This window comes from Bradyrhizobium monzae (assembly GCF_021458635.1).
Classification (GTDB): domain Bacteria; phylum Pseudomonadota; class Alphaproteobacteria; order Rhizobiales; family Xanthobacteraceae; genus Bradyrhizobium.
Window position 1 is genome coordinate 294,522 of the sequence record NZ_JAIRDQ010000008.1, and the last position, 23,186, is coordinate 317,707.

The 23,186-nt window shown below is 64.7% G+C and carries 23 protein-coding genes; 18 read left to right on the forward strand and 5 right to left on the reverse strand.

From position 1 onward, the window contains the following. The first annotated feature begins 2 nt into the window (after positions 1–2). Entirely contained in the window at positions 3–1,727 is a 1,725-nt protein-coding gene (gene ilvD / locus K3F49_RS27605) for a dihydroxy-acid dehydratase (protein ID WP_234684054.1), read from the forward strand. Then, a complete protein-coding gene (locus tag K3F49_RS27610) occupies positions 1,714–2,538 on the forward strand; it encodes a tetratricopeptide repeat protein (RefSeq protein WP_234684055.1) in 825 nt (274 codons plus the stop codon). The genes ilvD and K3F49_RS27610 overlap by 14 nt, the downstream gene beginning before the upstream one ends. A gap of 72 nt (positions 2,539–2,610) precedes the next feature. On the opposite strand, the gene xth is transcribed toward K3F49_RS27610, so the two are convergent. Beyond that, complete coding sequence (gene xth, locus K3F49_RS27615; protein ID WP_234684056.1) at positions 2,611–3,408, reverse strand: exodeoxyribonuclease III; 798 nt, start codon at positions 3,406–3,408, stop codon at positions 2,611–2,613. Between the two features lie 134 nt (positions 3,409–3,542). Here xth and K3F49_RS27620 point away from each other — a divergent pair, with 134 nt between their 5' ends. Continuing rightward, positions 3,543–5,873 carry an ATP-binding protein gene (locus tag K3F49_RS27620; protein ID WP_234684057.1) on the forward strand — a complete coding sequence of 777 codons (2,331 nt, stop codon included), beginning with the start codon at positions 3,543–3,545 and terminating at the stop codon, positions 5,871–5,873. 7 nt (positions 5,874–5,880) lie between these two features. Here K3F49_RS27620 and erpA read toward each other — a convergent pair whose 3' ends face one another. Then, positions 5,881–6,210 carry an iron-sulfur cluster insertion protein ErpA gene (erpA, locus tag K3F49_RS27625; RefSeq protein ID WP_234684058.1) on the reverse strand — a complete coding sequence of 110 codons (330 nt, stop codon included), beginning with the start codon at positions 6,208–6,210 and terminating at the stop codon, positions 5,881–5,883. A 123-nt stretch (positions 6,211–6,333) separates the two neighbouring features. Between erpA and K3F49_RS27630 the strand changes: the two genes are divergently transcribed. From K3F49_RS27630 to K3F49_RS27680, 11 genes are all read left to right on the forward strand, one after another. Next, positions 6,334–7,542 (forward strand): deoxyguanosinetriphosphate triphosphohydrolase, encoded by a 1,209-nt coding sequence (locus K3F49_RS27630; RefSeq protein ID WP_234684059.1) that lies wholly within the window; start codon positions 6,334–6,336, stop codon positions 7,540–7,542. A 9-nt stretch (positions 7,543–7,551) separates the two neighbouring features. Further along, positions 7,552–9,342 (forward strand): arginine--tRNA ligase, encoded by a 1,791-nt coding sequence (gene argS, locus K3F49_RS27635; protein ID WP_234684060.1) that lies wholly within the window; start codon positions 7,552–7,554, stop codon positions 9,340–9,342. 140 nt (positions 9,343–9,482) lie between these two features. Continuing rightward, positions 9,483–11,039: an SPOR domain-containing protein gene (locus K3F49_RS27640; RefSeq protein ID WP_234684104.1), complete on the forward strand. Its 1,557-nt coding sequence runs from the start codon at positions 9,483–9,485 to the stop codon at positions 11,037–11,039. Positions 11,040–11,084: 45 nt separating this feature from the next. Beyond that, positions 11,085–11,534, forward strand: a complete 450-nt coding sequence (locus K3F49_RS39710) for a glycoside hydrolase family 3 N-terminal domain-containing protein (RefSeq protein WP_452101127.1) — start codon at positions 11,085–11,087, stop codon at positions 11,532–11,534. After that, complete coding sequence (locus K3F49_RS27650; RefSeq protein ID WP_234684061.1) at positions 11,531–12,370, forward strand: segregation and condensation protein A; 840 nt, start codon at positions 11,531–11,533, stop codon at positions 12,368–12,370. The genes K3F49_RS39710 and K3F49_RS27650 overlap by 4 nt, the downstream gene beginning before the upstream one ends. A gap of 21 nt (positions 12,371–12,391) precedes the next feature. Beyond that, positions 12,392–13,135, forward strand: a complete 744-nt coding sequence (gene scpB / locus K3F49_RS27655) for an SMC-Scp complex subunit ScpB (protein WP_234684062.1) — start codon at positions 12,392–12,394, stop codon at positions 13,133–13,135. Between the two features lie 168 nt (positions 13,136–13,303). Then, entirely contained in the window at positions 13,304–13,540 is a 237-nt protein-coding gene (locus tag K3F49_RS27660; protein WP_092028685.1) for a twin-arginine translocase TatA/TatE family subunit, read from the forward strand. 88 nt (positions 13,541–13,628) lie between these two features. Continuing rightward, positions 13,629–14,165 (forward strand): Sec-independent protein translocase protein TatB, encoded by a 537-nt coding sequence (tatB, locus tag K3F49_RS27665; protein ID WP_234684063.1) that lies wholly within the window; start codon positions 13,629–13,631, stop codon positions 14,163–14,165. Then, complete coding sequence (gene tatC / locus K3F49_RS27670; protein WP_234684064.1) at positions 14,162–14,974, forward strand: twin-arginine translocase subunit TatC; 813 nt, start codon at positions 14,162–14,164, stop codon at positions 14,972–14,974. The genes tatB and tatC overlap by 4 nt, the downstream gene beginning before the upstream one ends. A gap of 137 nt (positions 14,975–15,111) precedes the next feature. Further along, positions 15,112–16,443: a serine--tRNA ligase gene (gene serS, locus K3F49_RS27675; RefSeq protein ID WP_234684065.1), complete on the forward strand. Its 1,332-nt coding sequence runs from the start codon at positions 15,112–15,114 to the stop codon at positions 16,441–16,443. Between the two features lie 156 nt (positions 16,444–16,599). Continuing rightward, positions 16,600–16,965 carry a hypothetical protein gene (locus K3F49_RS27680; protein ID WP_234684066.1) on the forward strand — a complete coding sequence of 122 codons (366 nt, stop codon included), beginning with the start codon at positions 16,600–16,602 and terminating at the stop codon, positions 16,963–16,965. Here K3F49_RS27680 and K3F49_RS27685 read toward each other — a convergent pair. Beyond that, positions 16,959–17,702 (reverse strand): hypothetical protein, encoded by a 744-nt coding sequence (locus tag K3F49_RS27685; protein WP_234684067.1) that lies wholly within the window; start codon positions 17,700–17,702, stop codon positions 16,959–16,961. The two genes, K3F49_RS27680 and K3F49_RS27685, sit on opposite strands and share 7 nt — an antisense overlap. A gap of 182 nt (positions 17,703–17,884) precedes the next feature. On the opposite strand from K3F49_RS27685, the gene surE reads away from it, so the two are divergent. Next, the gene (surE, locus tag K3F49_RS27690; RefSeq protein ID WP_234684068.1) at positions 17,885–18,652 is read left to right on the forward strand and encodes a 5'/3'-nucleotidase SurE; all 768 of its coding nucleotides are present in this window, start codon (positions 17,885–17,887) and stop codon (positions 18,650–18,652) included. A gap of 3 nt (positions 18,653–18,655) precedes the next feature. Here the strand turns inward: surE and K3F49_RS27695 are convergent, their stop codons facing one another. Then, entirely contained in the window at positions 18,656–19,027 is a 372-nt protein-coding gene (locus tag K3F49_RS27695) for a response regulator (RefSeq protein WP_234684069.1), read from the reverse strand. A gap of 245 nt (positions 19,028–19,272) precedes the next feature. Between K3F49_RS27695 and K3F49_RS27700 the strand changes: the two genes are divergently transcribed. After that, on the forward strand, positions 19,273–19,923 hold the full coding sequence (locus K3F49_RS27700; RefSeq protein WP_234684070.1) for a protein-L-isoaspartate(D-aspartate) O-methyltransferase: 651 nt from the start codon (positions 19,273–19,275) through the stop codon (positions 19,921–19,923). A gap of 109 nt (positions 19,924–20,032) precedes the next feature. Further along, entirely contained in the window at positions 20,033–21,406 is a 1,374-nt protein-coding gene (locus K3F49_RS27705; protein ID WP_234684071.1) for a LysM peptidoglycan-binding domain-containing M23 family metallopeptidase, read from the forward strand. Between the two features lie 174 nt (positions 21,407–21,580). On the opposite strand, the gene K3F49_RS27710 is transcribed toward K3F49_RS27705, so the two are convergent. Next, a complete protein-coding gene (locus tag K3F49_RS27710; protein ID WP_234684072.1) occupies positions 21,581–22,585 on the reverse strand; it encodes an ATP-binding protein in 1,005 nt (334 codons plus the stop codon). 180 nt (positions 22,586–22,765) lie between these two features. Here K3F49_RS27710 and yajC point away from each other — a divergent pair, with 180 nt between their 5' ends. Then, a complete protein-coding gene (gene yajC / locus K3F49_RS27715) occupies positions 22,766–23,140 on the forward strand; it encodes a preprotein translocase subunit YajC (protein ID WP_234684073.1) in 375 nt (124 codons plus the stop codon). The last annotated feature ends 46 nt before the right edge of the window (positions 23,141–23,186 follow it).

The following is a 23,186-nucleotide window of genomic DNA, read 5'->3' on the forward strand; positions in this document are numbered from 1 at the left end:
CGATGGACGCCAAGACCAAACTCAAGCAGAGGCTGCCGAGCCGTCACGTGACGGAAGGCCCTGCGCGCGCGCCCCACCGGTCCTATTTTTACGCCATGGGTCTGACCACCGAGCAGATCCACCAGCCCTTCGTCGGCGTCGCCTCGTGCTGGAACGAGGCCGCTCCCTGCAACATCTCCCTGATGCGCCAGGCGCAGGCGGTGAAGAAGGGCGTGGCATCCGCCGGCGGCACGCCGCGTGAATTCTGCACCATCACCGTCACCGACGGCATCGCCATGGGCCATGACGGCATGCGCTCCTCGCTGCCATCGCGCGAATGCATCGCCGATTCAGTCGAGCTGACCGTCCGCGGCCACGCCTACGATGCCCTCGTTGGCCTTGCGGGCTGCGACAAGTCGCTGCCGGGAATGATGATGGCGATGGTCCGCCTCAACGTGCCCTCGATCTTCATCTACGGCGGTTCGATCCTGCCCGGCAATTTCCGCGGGCAGCAGGTCACCGTGCAGGACATGTTCGAGGCCGTCGGCAAGCACTCGGTCGGCGCGATGTCGGACGAGGACCTCGACGAAATCGAGCGCGTGGCGTGCCCCTCGGCGGGCGCCTGCGGTGCACAGTTCACCGCCAACACCATGGCGACCGTCTCCGAGGCGATCGGCCTGGCGCTGCCTTACTCGGCCGGTGCTCCGGCACCCTATGAAATCCGCGACGCCTTCTGCATGACCGCGGGCGAGAAAGTGATGGATCTGATCTCGTCCAATCTCCGGCCGCGCGACATCGTCACGCGCAAGGCGCTGGAGAATGCGGCGGCCGTGGTCGCGGCGTCGGGCGGCTCGACCAATGCTGCATTGCACTTGCCGGCGATCGCTCACGAGGCCGGAATCAAGTTCGACCTGTTCGACGTCGCCGAAATCTTCAAAAAGACACCATATGTCGCGGATTTGAAGCCGGGTGGCCGTTATGTCGCCAAAGACATGTTTGAAGTTGGTGGCATACCGCTTCTGATGAAGACGCTGCTCGACAACGGATTTCTCCACGGCGACTGCATTACGGTCACCGGTCGAACGATCGCCGAAAATCTCAAAAGCGTGAAGTGGAATCCGCACCAGGACGTGGTGCACCCGGCAGACAAGCCTATCACCGTCACTGGCGGTGTGGTCGGTCTGAAGGGCAATTTGGCGCCAGAAGGTGCGATCGTGAAAGTCGCGGGAATGTCCAACCTCAAGTTTATCGGTCCGGCCAGGTGCTTCGACCGCGAGGAGGATGCTTTCGAGGCGGTCCAGAAGCGCACTTACAAGGAAGGCGAAGTCATCGTGATCCGCTACGAGGGCCCCAAGGGCGGCCCCGGCATGCGGGAGATGCTCCAGACCACCGCAGCGCTGACCGGCCAGGGCATGGGCGGCAAGATCGCGCTCATCACCGACGGCCGCTTCTCCGGCGCCACCCGCGGCTTCTGCATCGGCCATGTCGGGCCCGAGGCAGCCATCGGCGGCCCGATCGGGCTGCTCGAGGACGGCGACATCATCGAGATCGACGCCGATAACGGGACCCTTAACGTAAAATTGAGCGACGCTGAACTCGCCCAGCGCAAGACCAAATGGAGCGCTCGCGCGACTAACCATACGACGGGCGCGCTCTGGAAATATGCTCAGCAGGTTGGACCAGCAGTCGGGGGGGCAGTGACCCATCCGGGCGGCGCGCACGAGAAACAGTGTTATGCGGACATCTAGGCGTGCCATTGTTGCGTTTGTGTTGGGGGCTACCGCGCTGGCCGCGCCGGCGGTCGCCTTCGACGGCGCGCCGGTCAACCCGAAGGATGCGACCATCCCGGTCGTGACCACCTTGCCCGGTGCTGCGGGTGCGGTGCGCAAGGCGACGCCGCCGGTCGTGACCCAGGAAACCTCTCTCAGCGCCCTGCAATATGCCGCCGAGGGCGGTCATCCGATCGCGCAGTGGAAGCTCGGCCGCATGTACGCCAGCGGCGACGGCGTGGCCCAGGACGACATGCGCGCCTTCGAATATTTCACCCGGATTGCCAATGCGCACGCCGAGGACAGCCCGTCGGCGCCGCAGGCGCAGGTCGTGGCCAACGCCTTTGTCGCGCTCGGCCGCTACTATCTGAGCGGCATCCCGAACTCGAAGATCAAGGCCGATCCGGATCGGGCGCGGGAGATGTTCTCCTATGCCGCCTCCTATTTCGGCAACGCGGACGCCCAGTACGATCTCGCCCGGCTCTATCTGAAGACGCCGGACGCCTCGCGCGAGGATTTCCGCTACGGCGCGCGCTGGCTCGGCCTCGCCGCCCAGAAGGGCCAGCACGAGGCTCAGGCGCTGCTCGGGCAGATGCTGTTCAACGGCGACCGCCTGCCGCGGCAGGCCGCGCGTGGCCTGATGTGGCTGACGCTCGCGCGTGACAGCGCAGGCACCGACGAGACCTGGATCAAGGAAAACTACAACCGCGCCTTTGCCAAGGCGTCGGACGACGACCGCGCCATGTGCCTGCAAATGCTGGAACAGTGGGTGCAGGGTCGACGCGAGTAAAGGCGGCAACCTCGGTGCCGTAGGGTGGGCAAAGGCGCCTTGGCGCCGTGCCCACCACCTCCGGGCTCCGGCTCACGCCGCCTCCAGATCAAGATCCGCCCACACCGGCACGTGGTCCGACGGCTTCTCCCAGGCCCGCACATAGCTGTCGATGCCGACATTGGCGAGTTTATCGCTCGCCTGCGGTGACAGCAGCAGATGGTCGATGCGCAGGCCCTGGTTCTTCTGCCAGGCTCCGGCCTGGTAGTCCCAGAAGGTGTAGAGCCCGGGCTCGTCGGTGACGGCCCTGAGGGCATCGGTCAGGCCGAGGCCGAGCAGGGACTGGAAGCTCTCTCGTGTCTCGGGCTTGAAAAGGGCGTCCTCGGTCCAGGCCGCGGGATTGTGGACGTCGCGGGCATGCGGAATGACGTTGAAGTCACCTGCGAGAATCAGCGGCTCCTCGGTCTTAAGGCGCTCCTTCGAATACTCGAGAAGCCGCGACATCCATTTGAGCTTGTAGGGATATTTCTCGGTCCCGACCGGGTTGCCGTTAGGCAGATAGAGACAGGCAATGCGCAGCACCCCGCGCTTGAGTGTCACCACGCCTTCGATGAAACGGGCATGAGCGTCCTCGTCGTCGCCGGCGAGCCCCGACTTGGTCTCGTCGAACTTGAGCTTGGAGAGTAGCGCGACGCCGTTGAACGTCTTTTGCCCGTGCGTCACCACGTTGTAGCCGAGCGCCTCGATCTCCAGCCGCGGGAACGCCTCGTCGACGCATTTGATCTCCTGCAGGCAGACGATGTCCGGCTGGCACTCCTTCAACCAGGTCAGCAGGAGGTCGATCCGCTGCCGGACCGAATTCACGTTCCAGGTGGCTACTCTGATGGGCATGTCGGCGGGCTCCGGGCAGGGGCCATGGTTAGAACAAAATGCAAACGTGCCCGTCAAGGACGCCGCAAAATCTCCCACAAAATTAACCCGGCTTAAGCCCGCCCCGGGCCATTGATACCGAAAAGGTTTTTCGAATGGGATGGCCGGACAAATCATCACAGCGCACAGAGCCGCAAGACGGCCTGATCGGCGCGTTCCTGTACTGGCTCGGCGGCTTCGAAATCGAGGACGGCCTGACCGCCGGTCTCAGCGAGCGCGAGCTGCGCCGCATCCGCGCCAAGCAGATCGACGCGGTCATGCGAGCCATCCCGGTGACGATGTCCGTCACCATGCTCAACGTCGCCATCGTGCTGATCCTGTTCTGGGGCCGGGGCTGGAACGATTTCCTCGCGATCTGGGGTATGACGCTTGCCGTCACGGCCTCGCTCGCAGTGAGGGCATGGCGGCGCGCGCAGCAGAATCCGCCGCAGGAAGCCTCACGCCGCAAGACGCGGCAAATGCTGCGGCAGGCGTTTTTCCTCGCCGCGATCTGGGGAACGCTGCCGCTCGCTTTGTTCAGTAGTGTCGGGCCGACCAGCCAGCTGATTCTCGCCTGCCTGATGGTCGGCATGATGTCCGGCGGCGCCTTCACGCTCTCGACCTTCCCGCGCGCGGGGCTCGTCTATCTCGCGACCATGACAATTGCCTGCGCCGGCGCGATGCTGTCGTGTGGTGCCGGTCCCTATGCCCTGACGGCGGTGTTCCTGCTGCTGTTCGCGTTTTTCATGGCGCGCAACATCGTCTCGCAGGGCAACCTGTTCCTCGGCAACCTCAAGGCCCAGCTCGAGCTCGAACGCCAGACCGAGATCATCGCGCTGCTGCTGAAGGATTTTCAGGAGAACGCCAGCGACTGGCTGTGGCAGACCGATGCCGAAGGGCATCTCACCGACGTACCGCAACGCTTCGCCGACGTCGCGCAATTGCCGCTTCCGCTGCTGAAGGGATCGCTCTTCGCCGACGTGCTCGACATGCTGTGCCCAGAAGACAAGGCCGCGGCCTACAACGTCGTTGGCCTGATGGAGCATGCCGAGCCGCTGCATGAGATGAATTTGAAGGTCGTTGCGGGCGGCAAGGCGCGGCTGTGGTCGCTGACGGCGAAGCCGGCCTATGACCGCGACGGGCAATTTTTGGGCTATCGCGGCTTCGGCCGCGACGTCACCGAGCGCTGGCGCGCCGAAAAGGCCGAGGCCGAGAGCCGCGCCAAGTCCGATTTCCTGGCGGTGATGAGCCACGAGATCCGTACGCCCATGAACGGTGTGCTCGGACTTGCCAGCATGCTGCTCGAAACAAAACTCGATCCGGAGCAGCGCGAAGCCGTCACCACGATCCACGAGTCCGGTGACAACCTCCAGCGCATCCTCAACGACATCCTCGATCTGTCCAAGCTCGAGGCCGGCCGGTTCGCGTTCGAGGCGATCGACTTCACACCGCAGACGCTGGTCGAGACGGTCGCGACCGTGGTGCGCGCAAGCGCCAAGAGCAAGGGGCTCGCGGTCAAGGTCGAGCTCGATCCGAATCTGCCGCCGACGCTGCGCGGCGACGTCGCGCGCATCCGCCAGGTGCTGCTCAATCTCGCCTCCAACGCGGTGAAATTCGCCGACCAGGGCGAGGTGACGATCAAGGCCATGTGCCAGGCGCGCCGCGATCTGCTCGCGACCGTCGAATGGAGCGTCACCGACAGCGGCATCGGCATTGCGCCCGAGAAACTCGGGCAGCTGTTCTCGGACTTCGCCCAGGCCGATGCCTCGATCAGCCGCCGCTTCGGCGGCACTGGCCTCGGGCTTGCGATCTCACGGCGCATCATCGAGCAGATGGGTGGCACCATCGGCGTCACCTCGACGCCGGGCGAGGGCTCGACTTTCCGCTTCACGCTGGTGCTGCCGTGGAGCCAGGCGCAGACGTCCGGTCAGGACGCGGGTCGGGATGAAGCTGATGATCTCAAGGCCCGCATTGCGAGCCTCGACCGGCCGCTGAAGGTATTGGTCGCCGAGGACGACGCCGTCAACCGCATGGTCGTGAGCAAGATGCTCGGTGCCTTCGAGGTCGAGTTGCGGGTCGTCGCTGATGGCGTCGAGGCCGTCGCGGCCGTCGCCGAAGGCGATTACGACATCGTGCTGATGGACGTGCGCATGCCCGAGATGGATGGCCTTGCCGCGACCCGGGCGATCCGCGCGGGAGGCGGGCGCTTCGACGCCTTGCCGATCATCGCACTGACCGCCAACGCCTTCCCCGAAGACGTCAGGATCTGCCGCGAGGCCGGCATGTCGGACTTTTTGGCGAAGCCGCTACGGAAGCCCGCGTTGGCCGCGGCCCTGCTGCGCGGGCTGGACGGTCACGTGATGGCGGAGGACGCGCCGCTCCAGCCCGAGTTGATGCCGGTCGACGTGGAGTGGACGGACGAGGAAAGGCAGATGACCGGCGCTTGAAGGCCGGTCAGATCGAGAAGCTGGTCCCGCAGCCGCAGGATGCCGTCGCGTTGGGATTGTTGACGCGGAACGAGGCGCCAATCAGGTCATCGACGAAGTCGACCTGCGACCCTTCCAGGAAGGGCTGCGAGGCGGAATCGACCAGCACCACCGCGCTCTCCTGCTCGATGACGAGATCGTCGTCGGTGCGATCGCGGTCGATGTCGAACTTGTACTGGAAGCCGGAGCAGCCGCCGCCCTCGACCGAGATGCGCAGCATCGCGCCTGTGCCTTCGCCCTTGAGGATCTCCCCGATCCGGCGTGCGGCGCGGTCACTGATGGTCACGGCAGTCGTCATTGTCAGTCTCCGATAGGCCCGCGGTCATACCAACTTCACTTGCCCAATTCATTTGGTATCCCGCGTCCGGCATAGTTAAGTGCAAGGATACGCAGAATCAAATGGATAGGGACTAAATTCGTCGTGTCCGTCGGAATGGCAGCCCCCCACGCGCCCTATGCCTGCGACCCCGATCGCAGCCGCGGCCGCCTGGTCCCAGAGCCGCCGAGCCGGACCCGGAGCCCGTTCCGGCGCGATTGCGACCGGGTGATCCATTCGACCGCGTTCCGCCGCCTCAAGTACAAGACCCAGGTGTTCGTGTTCCACGAGGGGGATCACTACCGCACCCGGCTGACCCATTCGCTGGAGGTGGCGCAGATCGCCCGCGCGCTGGCGCGCCAGCTTGGGCTCGACGAGGACCTCACGGAAACCCTGGCGCTCGCCCACGATCTCGGCCATCCGCCGTTCGGCCATGCCGGCGAGCGGGCGCTGGATGCCTGCCTGAAGGATTTCGGCGGCTTCGACCATAACGCCCAGGCGCTCCGCGTCGTCGGCTCTCTGGAGCACCGGTATCCCGAGTTCGACGGGCTGAACCTGACCTGGGAGTCGCTCGAGGGCATCGTCAAGCACAACGGCCCGCTGACTGACCGCAGCGGTGCGCCGGTCGGGCGCTACCGCGAGCACGGCATTCCCGTTGGCATCGCCGACTATATCAAGACCTACGACCTCGAACTCTGGAGCTTCGCCTCGCTGGAAGCGCAGGTCGCCGCGATCGCCGACGACATCGCCTACGATGCCCACGATATCGACGACGGTCTGCGCGCAGGCCTGTTCCACCTCGACGATCTCAACGTGATGCCGCTCACCGCGGAGATCATCGCCGCGACCTCGGCGCATTATCCCGATCTCGAAGACGTCAGGCGCGGGGCTGAGCTGGTGCGCGAATTGATCTCGCATTTGATCGGGGCGGTGTTCGCGGAGGCGCAGAAGAATATCGCAGCGGTCAGCCCGCGATCGGCCCAGGACGTGCGCCGGCAGAGCTGGGCGCTGATCGCGTTCCCCGCTGAGGTCGCCGAGGAGGAGGCCGCCATCAAGCGCTTTCTCTACCAGCATATGTATCGCCACAAGCGGGTGATGCGGGTGATGGCGGAGGCGGAACAGATCCTGTTCGACTTGTTCGCAAAATACCTGGCATCGCCGGCCGACCTGCCGCCGGAATGGCTGGCCGGGGCGGAGGCGGACGACGAGGGCGACCGGGCCCGCCGGATTGGCAATTTCATTGCCGGAATGACCGACCGTTTCGCCCTGACCGAGCACCAACGGCTCTTTGACTCGACCCCGGATTTGCGTTAGGCGGCGCCCATGCCCGACACATCCTCAGCACCGCATTTGTTCGCCGACGTGCTCGCGCGCGTGCACGCCGTCTGCCGCGCGCTCGCGGCAGAAGCCAACTGGCCCGAGGGCATCGATTTTTCGCGCGTAGTGGTCGAGCCGCCGCGCGACGCCTCCCATGGCGACATGGCGACCAACGCTGCCATGGTGCTTGCGAAAGAGGCAAAGGCAAAGCCCCGTGACCTCGCCGAGCAGATCGCCGGTCGGCTTCGCGCCGATGCGCTGATTGCCAAGGTCGACGTTGCCGGTCCCGGCTTCATCAATCTGACGCTCAAGCCCGCCGCCTGGGCCGAGGCGCTGCGGACGGTGCTGCGCGAGGGCGCCGATTACGGCCGCGTCCGCGGCGGATCCAAGGTCAATGTCGAATACGTTTCGGCCAATCCGACCGGACCGATGCATGTCGGCCATTGCCGCGGCGCCGTGTTCGGTGACGCGCTGGCGAGCCTGCTCCAGTTCGGCGGCTACGATGTCACCCGCGAATATTACATCAACGATGCCGGCGCGCAGGTCGACGTGCTCGCGCGTTCTGCGTTCCTCAGATACCGCGAGGCGCTCGGCGAGAACATCGGCGCCATTCCGGAAGGCCTCTATCCCGGCGACTATCTGAAGCCTGTCGGCGCGGCGCTGGCGAAGGAGCATGGCGACAAGCTGCTCGCGATGAGCGAAGCCGAGTGGCTGCCGACGGTGCGGGCCAAGGCGATCGCGATGATGATGGACGAGATCAAGGACGATCTCGCCGCGCTCAACATCCGCCATGACGTGTTCTTCTCGGAGCGCTCGCTGATCGAGACCGGCAACAACAAGGTGGCCGAGACCATTTCGTTCCTGCAGGCCAAGGGCGACATCTATGAAGGCCGCCTGCCGCCGCCGAAGGGCGCGCCGGTCGAGGACTGGGAAGACCGCGAGCAGCTGTTGTTCAAGGCGACCGCCTATGGCGACGACGTCGATCGTCCGCTGATCAAGTCGGACAATTCCTACACCTACTTCGCCTCCGACATCGCCTACCACAAGAACAAGTTCGACCGTGGTTTTGCGGAGATGATCGACGTCTGGGGCGCCGATCATGGCGGCTACATCAAGCGCATGCAGGCGGCGGTGAAGGCGACGACCTCCGGCAAGGGCGCGCTCGACGTCAAGATCGTCCAGCTCGTGAAGTTGCTGCGCAATGGCGAGCCGGTGAAAATGTCCAAGCGGAGCGGGGACTTCGTCACCCTGCGTGAGGTGGTGGATGAAGTCGGCCAGGATGCCGTCCGCTTCATGATGCTCTACCGCAAGAACGATGCGGTGCTCGACTTCGACCTCGCCAAGGTCATGGAACAGTCGCGCGACAACCCGGTGTTCTACGTCCAGTACGGCCACGCCCGCGGTCACTCGATCTTCCGCAACGCGCGGGTGGAGGTGTTCCCGGAACTCCCCGAGGATGCGGACAAGCGGATCGCCTGGCTCAGTGAGTCGGCCGTGGAGCGGCTGTCGGATCCCGTTGAGCTCGACCTTCTCAAGCGCCTCGCAATTTATCCGAGGATGCTGGAAGCGGCAGCTGGCGCCCACGAGCCGCACCGTATTGCCTTTTATCTCTATGACTTAGCGAGCGAATTTCACGCACTTTGGACGAGGGGGCGCGATTTGCCCTATTTACGCTTCATTATCAATAATGATGCAGATCTAACGAAGGCGCGACTGGCCATGGTCCAGGGCGTCGTCTCTGTCCTGGCATCGGGCCTCGCCATCCTCGGCGTCCATGCTCCGGACGAGATGCGGTAGTTTGGGGCGAACTACTTAAGGGGAATATCGGGGGTACCGGCAGAAGCCGGATCGCTTAGACTTGGTTGAAAGCCTTGTGGGTCGAAAGCCGCGCCTTGGTCGAGGGGCGCGCGGCTTTCCCGAAGGGACGCATCATCACGATGGCCGAACGATATCAGCACCGACCGTTTCCTTCCGACGACTCTGGTCGCGGTGGCGATCAGCATGGGAGAGCGGAGACCGATCCCCTGGCCGAGCTCGCCCGCCTGATCGGGCAGACCGATCCGTTCGCAGCGCAGGGCCGCCCAGGTGCTCCGCCTGCAGCAGCGCAAGCGCCTGCGCAGACTTACCAGGACGAGGATTATTCGCAGGACGACTATCAGCAGGACTACGCTGAGCAGGCGGCAGCGCCTCAGCCGGGTCCGCCGTCATGGATGCGGCGCGCCAACGTTCAACCGCAGCCGGCGCCCGAGCCTGACTATCCCGTCGCCGTGAATCCCGTTCATCCGCTGCATCGCTATTCAGCCCAACCGGCTGCGCCGGAGCCTGAGTTTCCGCAGCCGCAGGCCTATCAGGACCGCACCTACCAGGATGAGCCTCACCAGCATCAGGCCTACCATCGGGAGCAGGAGCAAGCCTACGAGGCGCCTTACGAGCAGCCCGATCCGGCGCGTTACGATGATGCGCTGTACGGGCGGCTTGAGTCGGGCGAGCAGGATTTTCAGCGTGAGCCGGTCTATCCGGATGATCCTTACGCATTCCAGAGCGACTACCCCGAAGCCGATCTTGATGAGCCCAGGAAATCGCGCGGTGGCATGATGACGGTCGCCGCGATCCTCGCGCTGGCCGTGGTCGGAACTGGCGCGGCCTTCGCCTACAAGACTTACATCGGCTCGCCCCGCAGCGGCGAACCGCCGATCATCAAGGCCGACAACACGCCGACCAAGATCGTGCCGGCGCCGTCGGACTCCTCGGCCAAGGTACCCGATCGCATGGCGAGCGGCGACGGCAGCGAGAAGATCGTGCCGCGCGAGGAGGCGCCCGTCGACGTCAACGCCAAGGCAGCTGGTCCGCGCGTGGTGTTTCCGCCGCTGAATCAGAATGCGAACCCGCCGCCGGTTGCGAGCGTGTCGCCGTCCAACATTCCGCCACCGAGTGCCGGTCCGGCCCCGAGCAACGGAACGATGCCGAACAGCGCGCCGCGCTCGATCAAGACCGTGGCTGTGAAGGGTGATCAGACCGACAGCGCCGTCCCGCAAACCGCCGCACAGTCGGCGGCCAGGGCGGCCGCGCCGCCGAAGCCGCCGGTCGCTGCGCCGTCCGCGCCGCGTACGCCGCCGACCTCGGCCAATGCCAGCGCCAACCAGCCGCTCTCGCTGGCGCCGCAGGCCGGGCCGGCCGAACCGCCGCAGCGTATGGCCGCGACCAATCCGACCCAAATTGCACCCGCGCCCAGTGGTGGTGGCTTCGTCGTGCAGGTTTCCTCGCAGCAGAGCGAGGATAGCGCCGCCGCGTCGTACCGGGTGCTGCAGAGCAAATATGGCAACGTCCTTGGCGGCCGCTCGCCGGTCATCAAGCGTGTCGATCTGACCGATAAGGGCAAAGGTATAGTCTACCGTGCCTTCGCCGGACCCTACGGCTCGGCTGACGAGGCGGTGCAGGCTTGCAACAATCTGAAGTCGGCCGGCCTGCCGTCCTGCTTCGTCCAGAGGAATTAGCGGCCGTTTCCTTGACCCCCTCCCGGGGCAGGGTTAATCGGCCCTATGAGCACGTGGGCCTTCAATACCGGCGTATCCGGAACGAAATCGACCGCGGCCGAGCGGGCATTTCGTCATGTGGAATGCCCATGGGACTTCATTCCGTTCAGGCCCGGCATGCAGATTTGGACCCAAGCCACGGCTCCGGTTAGAGAATCGGCGTCGCTGCATCTCATTGCGGACGATCTCGACGGTCTCAGCATTCCCGTGGATGGCGCCGCCGACCTCGCCCATCCGGTGACGACTTCTGCGACAATGATTACTCAGGTGATTCGTAGCGCCGTCGGGTTCCAGGGTTTGTTAATGAGTGATGACGTGTCGATGATGAACGCGCTGGCGGGAGGCATTGCCGAGCAGGCTCGCCCCATGTTGGTGGCCGGTTGCAACACGCTTCACAGCAACGACAATGCGAAATTGGGACCATCGATCGCACGGGCAAATACGGCAGCCGCATGACCGCAGAAATCCTATCGTTCGAAACCGGGCGGCCCGCAGAGCTAGCCGAGGATGAACCGGCGCTGGTCGTCGATGTCGAGGGCTATGAAGGTCCGCTCGACCTGTTGCTCGCACTTGCGCGGAACCAGAAGGTCGATCTCGCCAAGATCTCGATCCTGGCGCTGGCCGACCAGTACCTTCACTTCATCGAAGCCGCGCGAAAGATCCGGCTGGAGCTTGCCGCCGACTATCTCGTCATGGCCGCCTGGCTCGCCTTCCTGAAGTCGCGCCTGCTGCTGCCGGAGCCGCCGAGTGCGGAAGGTCCGAGCGCCGAGGAAATGGCAACTGCGCTCGCCAACCGTCTGCGCCGCCTGGAAGCCATCCGCGAAGCCGCCAACCGGCTGATGAACCGGCAGCAATTGCTGCGCGACATTTTTCCGCGCGGCGAGCCCGAGCAGATCGCCGAGATCCGGCATCCGAAATACACCGCGACGCTGTACGACCTGCTCACGGCCTATGCCTCACAGCGTCAGTCGCGCGTGCTGGCGAGCGTGCATTTGGCGAAGCGCACGGTGTGGTCGCTCGCCGAGGCGCGCGCCACGCTGGAGCGGCTGGTCGGCAGCATCTCCGAGCAGGACGATTGGGGCGTGCTGGACGATTTCCTGGTCCGTCACGTCGCTGATCCGACGCAGCGCGCGACGGTGTTCGCCTCGAGCTTCGCCGCCGCGCTCGAGCTGGTGCGTGAAGGTCAGCTCGAGCTGAACCAGAAAGAGGCGTTTGCGCCCATCTATTTCCGGAAGGGGCGCCCGAAGCCGGCCGTGGACGCAGCTCCTGCGCCCGATGCGCCGGTCGGTTAAGTGCAAGAAGGAGAAGCTGCCATGGCAAGCCTGGCTGAAGTGCGGGTAGAAGAGGCCGAGCCGATGGAGAACGAGTCCCAGGCACGTCCCGAAGAATTGCGGCTGCTGGAAGCGCTGCTGTTCGCTTCGAATGAACCGCTGGATACGGCGACGCTGGCCAAGCGCATGCCCGAGGGCGTCGACGTCAAGGCTGCGCTCGAGCAGCTCCAGGCCGACTACGCCCTGCGCGGCGTCAACCTGGTGCGGGTCGCCAACAAATGGACGTTCCGCACCGCCGGCGATCTCGCCTGGCTGATGACCCGCGAGAGCACCGAGACCCGCCGCCTGTCGCGTGCGGCGATCGAGGTGCTGGCGATCATCGCCTATCACCAGCCGGTGACGCGCGCCGAGATCGAAGAGATCCGCGGCGTCGTCACCTCCAAGGGCACGCTCGACGTGCTGCTGGAGACCGGCTGGATCAAGCCGCGTGGCCGTCGCAAGACGCCCGGTCGTCCGCTGACCTTCGGAACCACCGAGGATTTCCTGTCGCAGTTCACCCTGGAACAGCTCGGCGATCTGCCGGGTCTGGAAGAGTTGAAGGGCACGGGCCTGCTGGATTCGCGGCTGCCGACCGGTTTCAGCGTTCCAACGCCGTCGGATGATCCTCAGCTGCGCGAGGACGAGGACCCCCTGGAACCGGGCGAGGACCTCGATCTGGCCTTGGCGCCTGCGGTCGAGCCCGAGACGCCGCCGGAAGGCGGCAATGAAGGTGGCGAGGAAGGCTGATATTTCCGCCTTTTATCGGCCCCCTGCGACCAGTTAACACTAGGCAAGATTACGTAGCGCCAACAGCGAATTGGCGCTGCCTTGGTCCTTGTTTTTGATGCCTGCGAAGCCTAGGTTTCGGTGAAGATCGGCCGGGGTCCCGGCGATGCGCGTTTGGAGGGTTGCAGGATGGGTTCTCTTAGCATTTGGCACTGGATCTTGGTGATCGCAGTGGTCCTGCTGCTGTTCGGCCGCGGCAAGATTTCGGATCTGATGGGCGACGTGGCGCAGGGCATCAAGGCCTTCAAGAAGGGCATGCAGGACGACGACAAGGTCGCTGACAAGCCCGCCGAGCCGTCCAAGTCCATCGAGCACAACGCGGCGCCGACTGCGGCGCGATCCGACGTCGGCAGCAAGGCCGTCTGAGCCAGGAGCACGCGAGACACGGGTAGCGGCCCCGATCCTGCGCGTGAGGGATTGGGCCGATCGTGGCTTCGCGTGAACGGAAGACGTCATGTTCGACATCGGGTGGAGTGAGCTGGTTCTGATCGGGGTCGTGGCCCTGGTCGCCATTGGCCCGAAAGAGCTGCCGGGCGTGCTGCGCATGGTTGGCCAATGGATGGGCAAGGCCCGCAAGATGGCCGCCGAATTCCAGGGCCAGTTCCAGGAAGCGATGCGCGAGGCCGAGATGGCCGACCTCAAGAAGAGCTTCGACGAGGTCAAGGAAGCGGCCTCCGGCTTCACCGGCGGCGGTCTGATGACCTCGCTGCAGAAGGACGTCAGCGACGCGTTGCGCGTCGACGCGCTCGACAAGCCGGCTGAGACCACCGCGACTACTGCCGTCGAAGCGCCGGCGATTTCAAGTGAAACGCCGGCGACGCCAACGACACCTGAAGCGCCGACGCCGGAGACCTTTGTGGAGGCTGAGGCACATGCGGCCGTGAACGAGCCGCTCGCCATCAACCGTGAGGTCGAGCCGACACGGGTTGCGCAGGACACTGTTACTCAAGATACCGCGCGCGAAGCGACCAAGGACGCCAAAGCGTCATGAGCGACGCCGATATCGAGGCCAGCAAGGCCCCGCTGATGGACCATCTGATCGAGCTGCGGTCGCGGCTGATCAAGGCGCTGCTCGGATTCGGCGTGGCCTTCATCTTCTGCTTCTTCTTCGCCAAGCAGATCTACAACGTGCTGGTCTGGCCGTTCGTGTGGGTCGCTGGCGCCGAGAATTCGAAATTCATCTACACGGCGCTGCTCGAATATTTCATCACCCAGCTCAAGCTCGCGCTGTTCGGCGCCGGCTTCATCTCGTTCCCGATCGTGGCGACGCAGATCTACAAGTTCGTCGCGCCCGGCCTCTACAAGCACGAGAAGCAGGCCTTCCTGCCGTATCTGGTCGCGACCCCGTTCTTCTTCGTGCTGGGCGCGGCGCTGGTCTATTTCGTCGTGCTGCCGATGCTGGTCCGGTTCTCGCTCGGCATGCAGCAGATGGGAGGCGACGAGACCGCGCAGATCCAGCTTTTGCCCAAGGTCGGCGAATATCTCTCGCTGATGATGTCGCTGATCTTCGCCTTCGGCATCGCCTTCCAGCTTCCGGTCATCCTGACCCTGCTGGGACGGATCGGCATCATCACGTCAAAGATGCTGCGCGAGAAGCGCCGCTATTTCATCGTGCTGGCTTTCATCATCGCGGCTGTCCTGACGCCGCCCGACATCCTCAGCCAGTGCTCGCTCGCGATTCCCCTGCTTGCGCTCTACGAGGGCTCGATCATCGCGGTCTCGATGGTGGAGAAGAAGGCGGCGGCCTCGAAGGCTGCCACGGGCACCGACGTGTCGACGCCGGCCAATCCGGCGGAGTAGGCCACTTTCGCTCTATCATGCCGCTTTACAGCCGATGATTCGTCATGCCCGGGCTTGACCCGGGCATCCACGACTTGGTCTAAGGCGGCAGACACGTGGATGGCCGGGATAAACCCGGCCATGACGGGAAAACAGCCATGCACGACATCAAATCGATCCGCGACAATCCGCAAGCCTTCGACGCCGGCCTCGCCCGGCGGGGCCTGAAGCCGTTGTCGGCGTCGCTGCTTGCGATCGACGAGAGGCGGCGGGCGTCGATCCTTGCTTCCGAGCAGGCCCAGGCGCGGCGCAATGCGGCGTCCAAGGAAATCGGCGACGCCAAGAAGGCCAAGGACGAGGCGCGCGCGGCCAAGCTGATGGCGGAAGTCGCCGAGCTGAAGACCACGATGCCGGAACTCGAGGCTGCCGCGAAAGCGGCCGATGAGGAACTGACCAAAGAGCTGTCCGCGATCCCGAACATTCCGTTCGATGAAGTGCCCGATGGCGTCGATGAGCACGGCAATGTCCAGCACCACGTGTTCGGTGCGAAGCGCAACTACGGTTTTGCGCCGAAGCTGCATGACGATCTCGGCACCGCGCTTGGCTACATGGATTTCGAAGCGGCGGCGAAACTCTCCGGTGCGCGCTTCGTCGTGCTGAAGAAGGGCCTCGCGCGCCTCGAGCGCGCCATCGGGCAGTTCATGCTCGACCTGCATACGAACGAGCACGGCTATACCGAGATCAATCCGCCGCTCCTGGTGCGCAACGAGGTGATGTTCGGCACCGGCCAATTGCCGAAGTTCGAGGATGACCAGTTCTGGGCGATCAAGGGCGAGCTGCTCGCATCGCCCGATCATGAGCGGCTGAAGACCGAGCGCCTCGGCCTGATCCCGACCGCGGAAGTCTCGCTCACCAACCTCGCGCGCGAGTCCATTCTCGACGAGAAGCAGCTGCCGATGCGGCTCACCGCGCTGACACCGTGCTTCCGCGCCGAGGCCGGCGCTGCGGGACGCGACACGCGCGGCATGATCCGGCAGCACCAGTTCACCAAGGTCGAGCTGGTCTCGATAACGACACCTGAGACCAGCAAGGACGAGCTGGAGCGGATGCTGTCCTGTGCCGAGCAGGTGCTGCAGAAGCTCGACCTGCATTATCGCGTGATGACGCTCTGCGCAGGGGATATGGGTTTTTCGTCGCAGAAAACCTATGACATCGAAGTGTGGATGCCCGGGCAGGGCGAGGGCGGCATGTTCCGCGAGATCTCGAGCTGCTCGGTCTGCGGTGATTTTCAGGCGCGGCGGATGGATGCGCGCTCGCGCGGGCCGGACGGCAAGCCGCGCTTCGTGCACACGCTGAACGGTTCCGGCACGGCGGTCGGCCGCGCGCTGATCGCTGTGATGGAGACCTATCAGCAGGAGGACGGCTCGATCGCCGTCCCCAGCGTGCTTCAGCCGTATATGGGCGGGCTGAAGGTGGTTGCGCGGGAATAAAGCGTTTTCGAGCGAAGTGGATACCGGTTCGCGTCAAGAAAAAAGCGTCAAACAAGAGTCATTCGCATTGCCCGTCCGGAACGCGGAAACGTTTGGTTGCGAAGATCGGGCGGCCGGTTATCCTACCGGCCATCCGTCAACGCGAACCGATCGTCCATGGCCTTGCACCGCGACATCTTCTGGGTCGGTCGACAATGGGCGGTGACCGGCGCCGGTATCCAGGCCGTCGACCAGCGCTTGCGTGGCGTGCTGGACATCGACATCGCGCGGCTCTGGGACGACACGCATGTGCAAAGCCGGCGCGCCAAGCCCGGCGTCAATATCGAGGATTTTGACAAGGCGGTGGCGGTCGCTCGTGAGCGCTTTCCAGAGACGCCCGCGTCGGCCCCGTTCGTTGCACAGCCGAAGGCGCTCGGTGTGATCGAGACACCCGTCGTCAGCCCCGTCATGCCGGCGATGAACCTGCGCGCGGAGGGCAAGCTCGCGCGCTTCCTGCCGCAATGGCGCGTCCGCCGTCAATAATGCATCGGACCTGGATAGTTCGGCGTGATCCGGAAATAGGTGTTCGTGTCCGTTGCGCGTGAGCGGTGCCGCGCCGGCACGCAGCCACGGCGCGTTGCGACCATGCCATGTCCGCAGTCACGCGGGCGCTGCTCTGATGACAGTTTCGGCGCCGCATCGACGGTCGAAACGCAGGGGCCGTCGCGTGGACAGCGTTTTGGCACGCGTTTGCCGCGCACCAATTCGAGATCATAGACCTGTCCGGACATCGTGACCTGGCTGTTGCACAGGCATTCGCCGGCGACCGTCATCTGACCGCCAAGGCAATTGTCCGCGTTGGCGCGCACGCAGATGCCGCCCGGATCCGCGCCCGCCGTCATCAACTGGAATCCGGCCGGGCAGGTGAATTGCCCATCGCTCGCGGTGCCGCCGACGCAAGTGATGGTGATCCGTGCACGCGGCGGGTCGGAGGGCGGTGCGACGTCGGTGATGCAGACGCCGCCCTCGGCATGCGAGCGGGGCGGGCAAGCGAGCGGCGAGGTTGTCGCATTGGTCTCGGCCGGGGCAGGTGGCGGTCTCGGCTCCGGCGATCCAGGGACTGGCGCGGGCGCAACGGGGGCTGACTTAGCCGCGCAGACGCGGTTGCGGAGCTCCTGCCAGGGAAAACACCGGTCTGAGGGGTCCGAATCCTGCGCCCATCCGGCGTCTACCAGGCAGAGGCCGAGACCGAAGACGATTGCGGCTGAAAAACGGGTCATTCCGTGCCCGGTCGCCTGAAAATGCGCGAGAAAATTAGGATGCGGCGTTGCGGCGCCGCAATGAGGAGATCACAGAGGAGACCTGCAATGTATCCGCGGAATTCCCGCCCACGGCCGGTTTGCCTGATCCGCCATAGCCGGATAAGACGGCCTGACTCCCAGCTCAGGAATCGACCACCGGCATGCGCATTCTCTGCACCAATGACGACGGCATCCACGCTCCCGGCCTCAAGGTCGTGGAGGAGATCGCGCGCGCGCTGTCCGACGACGTCTGGGTGGTGGCGCCCGAGCTCGATCAGTCCGGCGTGTCGCATTCGCTGTCGCTGAACGATCCGCTGCGCCTGCGCGAAGTCGGGCCGCGGCACTTCGCGGTGCGCGGTACGCCGACCGACTGCGTCATCATGGGCGCGCGCCATATTCTCGGCGCCGAGCTGCCCGATGTCGTGCTCTCCGGCGTCAACAAGGGCCGCAACGTTGCCGAGGACGTGGTCTACTCCGGCACCATCGCCGGCGCGCTCGAAGGCACCATGTTAGGGATTCCGTCATTCGCGCTGTCGCAGGAATTCAGTGTCGAGACGCGCGACCAACCGCCGTGGGACACTGCACGTAAATTCGGTCCCGACATCCTGCGCAAGGTGATCAAGGCCGGGATCCCGAAGGACACCGTCATCAACGTCAACTTCCCGTCCTGCGCACCGGAGGACGTGCTCGGCATTCGCGTCACGCGGCAGGGCAAGCGCAATCTCGGCTTCTTGCGGATCGACGAGCGCAGGGACGGCCGCAACAACCCCTATTTCTGGATCGGCTTCGAACGCGCTGCGATGATGGACACGCCGGCCGAAGGCACCGATCTCGCGGCGCTGCGCGAGCGCTACGTCTCGGTCACGCCACTTCGGCTCGACCGCACCAATGAAGCGTTTTCGGAAGAGCTGAGCGCGACGTTGAAGTAGAAGCTAGCCGCCGCGAAGCGCGGCTTCGATGGTCTTGCCGAGCGCGTCGAGCTGAAACGGCTTCTGCAGCGCGGGCCGGTCGCGATATTGCTCGGGCAGGCCCGACGAGCCGTAGCCGGTGGCAAAGATGAACGGGCAGCCCTTTTCCCTGATGAGATCGGCAACCGGCGAGATGACCTTGCCGTTGACGTTGACGTCGAGGATGGCGATGTCGAACTCGGTAGCCTGGGCCAGCCGCAAGGCCTCATTGATATCGCCCGCTTCAGCCGCGACCTTGTAGCCGAGCTCCTCCAGCATATCCGCGACCATCATTCTGATCATGACCTCGTCTTCGACGAGGAATACAGAGCGGCCCGAAAGCCCGGTCGCGGTCATTGTCGTTGAGTCCTTGCCCATCTCCGGAAAACGTTCGCAGATAACACGAATCGACGCAATGCGCGTGTCGGCCGGCGGACGCCCGAAAATGACGTTTGCGGCTGGCCCGCTGCAAGCCGATTTGTGGTCAAATACCGCAGCAAAACGCTATCATAGGTTCCTGAGCAGGAACAGGATTCTTGCCCCGGGCCTGAGCGACGCGTGCGACGATCCGGCCCTCTGACGAGACGATATAAGCAGCAGCAATGACCTCCAATCAGCCCCCGCCGGAAAAGATGATGTTTCAGCTCACGCTGAGGCGTCGCGGCATCAGCGATCAGACCATACTGCGGACAATGGAGGAGGTGCCGCGCGATCTGTTCGTCGAGGCCTCCGATCGCGACGCCGCCTATCGTGACAGCGCGCTGCCGATCGCCTGCGGCCAGACTATCAGCCAGCCTTTTGTCGTCGCCTATATGACCGAGCAGCTTCAGCTCCAGAAGAGCCACCGCGTGCTCGAGATCGGCGCCGGCTCCGGTTATCAGGCCGCCGTGCTGTCGCGGCTGACGCGCGAGGTGCTGACGGTCGAGCGCTACCGCAAGCTTGCGGACGCCGCGCGCGCCAGGCTTGAAAAGCTCGACTATCACAATGTCGAGGTGATGCTCGGCGACGGGCTCAATCTGCCACCCAACATCGGGCCATTCGACCGCATCATCGTCACGGCCGCGGTGGAGCAAATTCCGGAGAACCTGATCGAGCGGCTCGTGGTCGGCGGCATCCTGATTGCGCCGGTCGGTCCGCATCAGGGCGTGCAGACGCTGACCCGCCTGAGCCGGACCGACGCCGGGATCGAACGCAGGGAACTCGTCGAGGTCCGCTTCGTGCCGGCGCTGCCCGGCGTGGCGCGGGAGCTGTAGAAATCCGGATTGGCTGCGCCGCCAACGTCTTATTGGGAGGGTTAAGCCGTTATTTACTCGACGGGTGTTTACTTAAAAGACCAGTTCTGTTGCGTACGAGTGAGTAACCATGTCTGTTGTCGCCGAGTTGCTTTACTCGCGCCGCGTACCGCAGGTCGCGGTGCTGGCGCTGATTTCCTTCAGCTTCGCAGGGTGCAGTGCCGACATGCAGTCGCGCCTGTCCCAGTCGAACTTCTCCAATCCCTTCTCTGAATCGACCGGTTCGGTCCAGCAGGCCCCGCCGCCGCAGCGAGAGCTGCCGCAATATGCGCGGCCGCAGAGCCAGCCCGGTTATTATCAGTCCCAGGCCTTGCCGCCCCCGGCGGTCGCCGCGCCGCAATCCTATCCGGTTGCGGGTGGGGGCGTCTCCGGAGGCGGTCGCGGGCTCGGCTCCTACACGCCGCCGGCTCAACCGCGTCTTGAAGCTACCGGCACCGTGCCGCCGCGCTCGGTCGCTGCCGCCCAGCCGGGCGGCGGGACCAAGATCATCGTCGGCACCAGTGACACGCTCGACGTGCTCGCCAAGCGCTACCATGTGAGCCCGCAGGCGATCATGGCCGCGAACGGCTACAAGGGTCCGCGGGCGCTCTCGCCTGGCCAGCAGCTGGTGATCCCGCATCCGGGCGCACCGGTCATGGCTCCGGTTGCTGCTGCTCCGGCGATGGCGCCGAAGCCGGTTGCGGCCGTCGCCGCACCGTCCAGCTTCCATTTCGTCAATCATGGCGACACGCTCGCCAGCGTCGCGCGCAAGAACCATATCTCCGCGGCCGAGCTCGCCCGCGCTAATGGTCTCGATCCGTCGGCCAAGCTCAAGCTCGGCACCAAGCTGACCGTGCCCGGCGCCAAGACGGCGGCGGTTGCCGCTCCGCTCGCTCCGGCGCCTGTTGCCGCGGCCCCCGTGGCGGCTGCGCTGCAGCCGGTTGCGGCCGCTCCCGCGCCGACCACCAAGATGGCCGCTGTTGCCCAGCCTGCGCAAAGCGCGCGCCTGGCTCAGGCCACCGCCAATATCGAAGAGAAGCCCGCCGAGACGACGCCGGCGAAAGCGGCAGAGACCACCAGCTCGTTGCCGACCTTCCGTTGGCCGGTGCGCGGCAAGGTGATCACGAGCTACGGCGCCAAGACCAACGGCAAGTCCAATGACGGCATCAACGTCGCGGTGCCCGAGGGTACGCCGGTCAAGGCGGCTGAAGACGGCGTCGTCGCCTATTCCGGCAACGAGCTGAAAGGTTACGGCAATCTGGTCCTGGTTCGGCACTCCAACGGCTACGTCACCGCATATGCCCATGCGAGTGAGCTGTTGGTGAAGCGCGGCGATCCTATCAAGCGCGGTCAGGTCATTGCCAAGTCGGGTCAATCCGGGGAGGTGGCGTCGCCGCAGCTCCACTTCGAAATCCGCAAGGGATCGAGCCCGGTTGACCCGCTTCAATTCCTGAACGGGGCGTGAGGCGGACGTCGCCTCGACAAAGAAGCTGTCGTCGCCCGGCCTTATGCGCAATTGCGCATCAGGACCGGGCGATCCAGTATTCCAGAGACAGCAATTTTTGAGCCGATAAGCCGCGGCGTACTGTATTCCCCGCTCTCGCGGGGAATACAGTTGTGAGCTGAGTTGCAGCTCGCGCTAATTCGTCGCCAGCTTCACGCCGAGCCGTCCCGCCAGCTCCTGCACGAATTGCCAGGCGACACGGCCTGAGCGCGAGCCGCGTGTCGTCGACCATTCCAGTGCTTCGCGTTCCAGCGCCTCATCGTCGACCTTGATGCCGAAATGGCTGCAATAGCCGCGCACCATGGCGAGATATTCGTCCTGGCTGCAGCGGTGGAAGCCGAGCCACAGGCCGAAGCGATCCGACAGCGAGACCTTTTCTTCGACGGCTTCGCCGGGATTGATGGCGGTCGAGCGCTCGTTCTCGATCATCTCGCGCGCGAGCAGGTGGCGGCGGTTGGAGGTAGCGTAGAGGATGACATTCTCGGGCCGGCCCTCGATGCCGCCTTCGAGCACGGCCTTGAGCGATTTGTAGGACGCATCATTGCCGTCGAAGGAGAGGTCGTCGCAGAACACGATGAAGCGGAAGGACGAGGCGCGCAGTTGCTCCATCAGCGCCGGCAGGCTCTCGATGTCCTCGCGGTGGATCTCGATCAGCTTCAGCTTGTCGGCGGGTTTGCGGTCGGCGTTGATGCTGGCGTGGGCCGCTTTCACCAGCGACGATTTGCCCATGCCGCGCGCGCCCCAGAGCAGGGCGTTGTTGGCGGGCAGGCCGTTGGCGAACCGCTCGGTGTTCTCCATCAGGATGTCGCGCATCCGGTCGACGCCCTTGAGCAGGAACAGCTCGACGCGGCTGACCCGCGGCACCGCAGCAAGGCGGCCGTCGGGGTGCCAGACATACGCGTCCGCCTGCTTGAACGATTCGCGCTCGACAGCCGGCTTGCCCTGGGCGGCGAGATGCGCCGCAATGGTCTCGAGCGCGCGGACGACGCGCTCCTGGGAAAGGTCCTGGGAGGCCTTCGAGGCTAGCTTGGGAGCCGGCTTTGAGACCGCCTTGGGGCGTTTTGCCGCGACCTGGGCAGGCTTCGTGGCAGGGGTGCGGGGGCCTTTGCCGGCCGGGCTTTTGCTTGGTTTTTGGGGCATGTCCGAAGTTCCTGAGAATGCAGCCTTATCGGGCCTGACGGCCCGCCGCAAGGTGGCCAAATCGACGGTCGGGCAGCGTTGCAATTGGGGCAATGGCCGCTATAGTCCGCGCGAATTTGACCGAACCGGTCGCCGTAAGGGCCTGACCGGTTTTCCCCCGTTTCCACGAGGATCGTCCGAATGTTCATTACCCCTGCGTATGCCCAGGCCGCGGGCGCCGGCGACACCAACAGCATGTTGATGTCGCTGCTGCCGTTCGCCCTGATCTTCGTGATCATGTACTTCCTGATTCTGCGCCCGCAGCAGAAGAAGGTGAAGGACCATGCCGAACTCGTGAAGAACATTCGTCGCGGCGACACTGTCGTGACCTCGGGCGGCCTGGTCGGCAAGGTCACCAAGGTCGTCGATGACGACCAGATCGAGTTCGAGATATCCGACGGCGTGCGCGTGCGCCAGATGCGGTCGATGATCTCGGGCGTGCGCGCCAAGGGCGAACCGGCCAAGGAAAAAGACGGCGCGAAGGAAAGCGCCAAGGACGACGCCGCGGCGAAGTGAGCGCTTTCCTGCGAGTTTCTCAAATCTCCTGATCTGACAGGTCGAG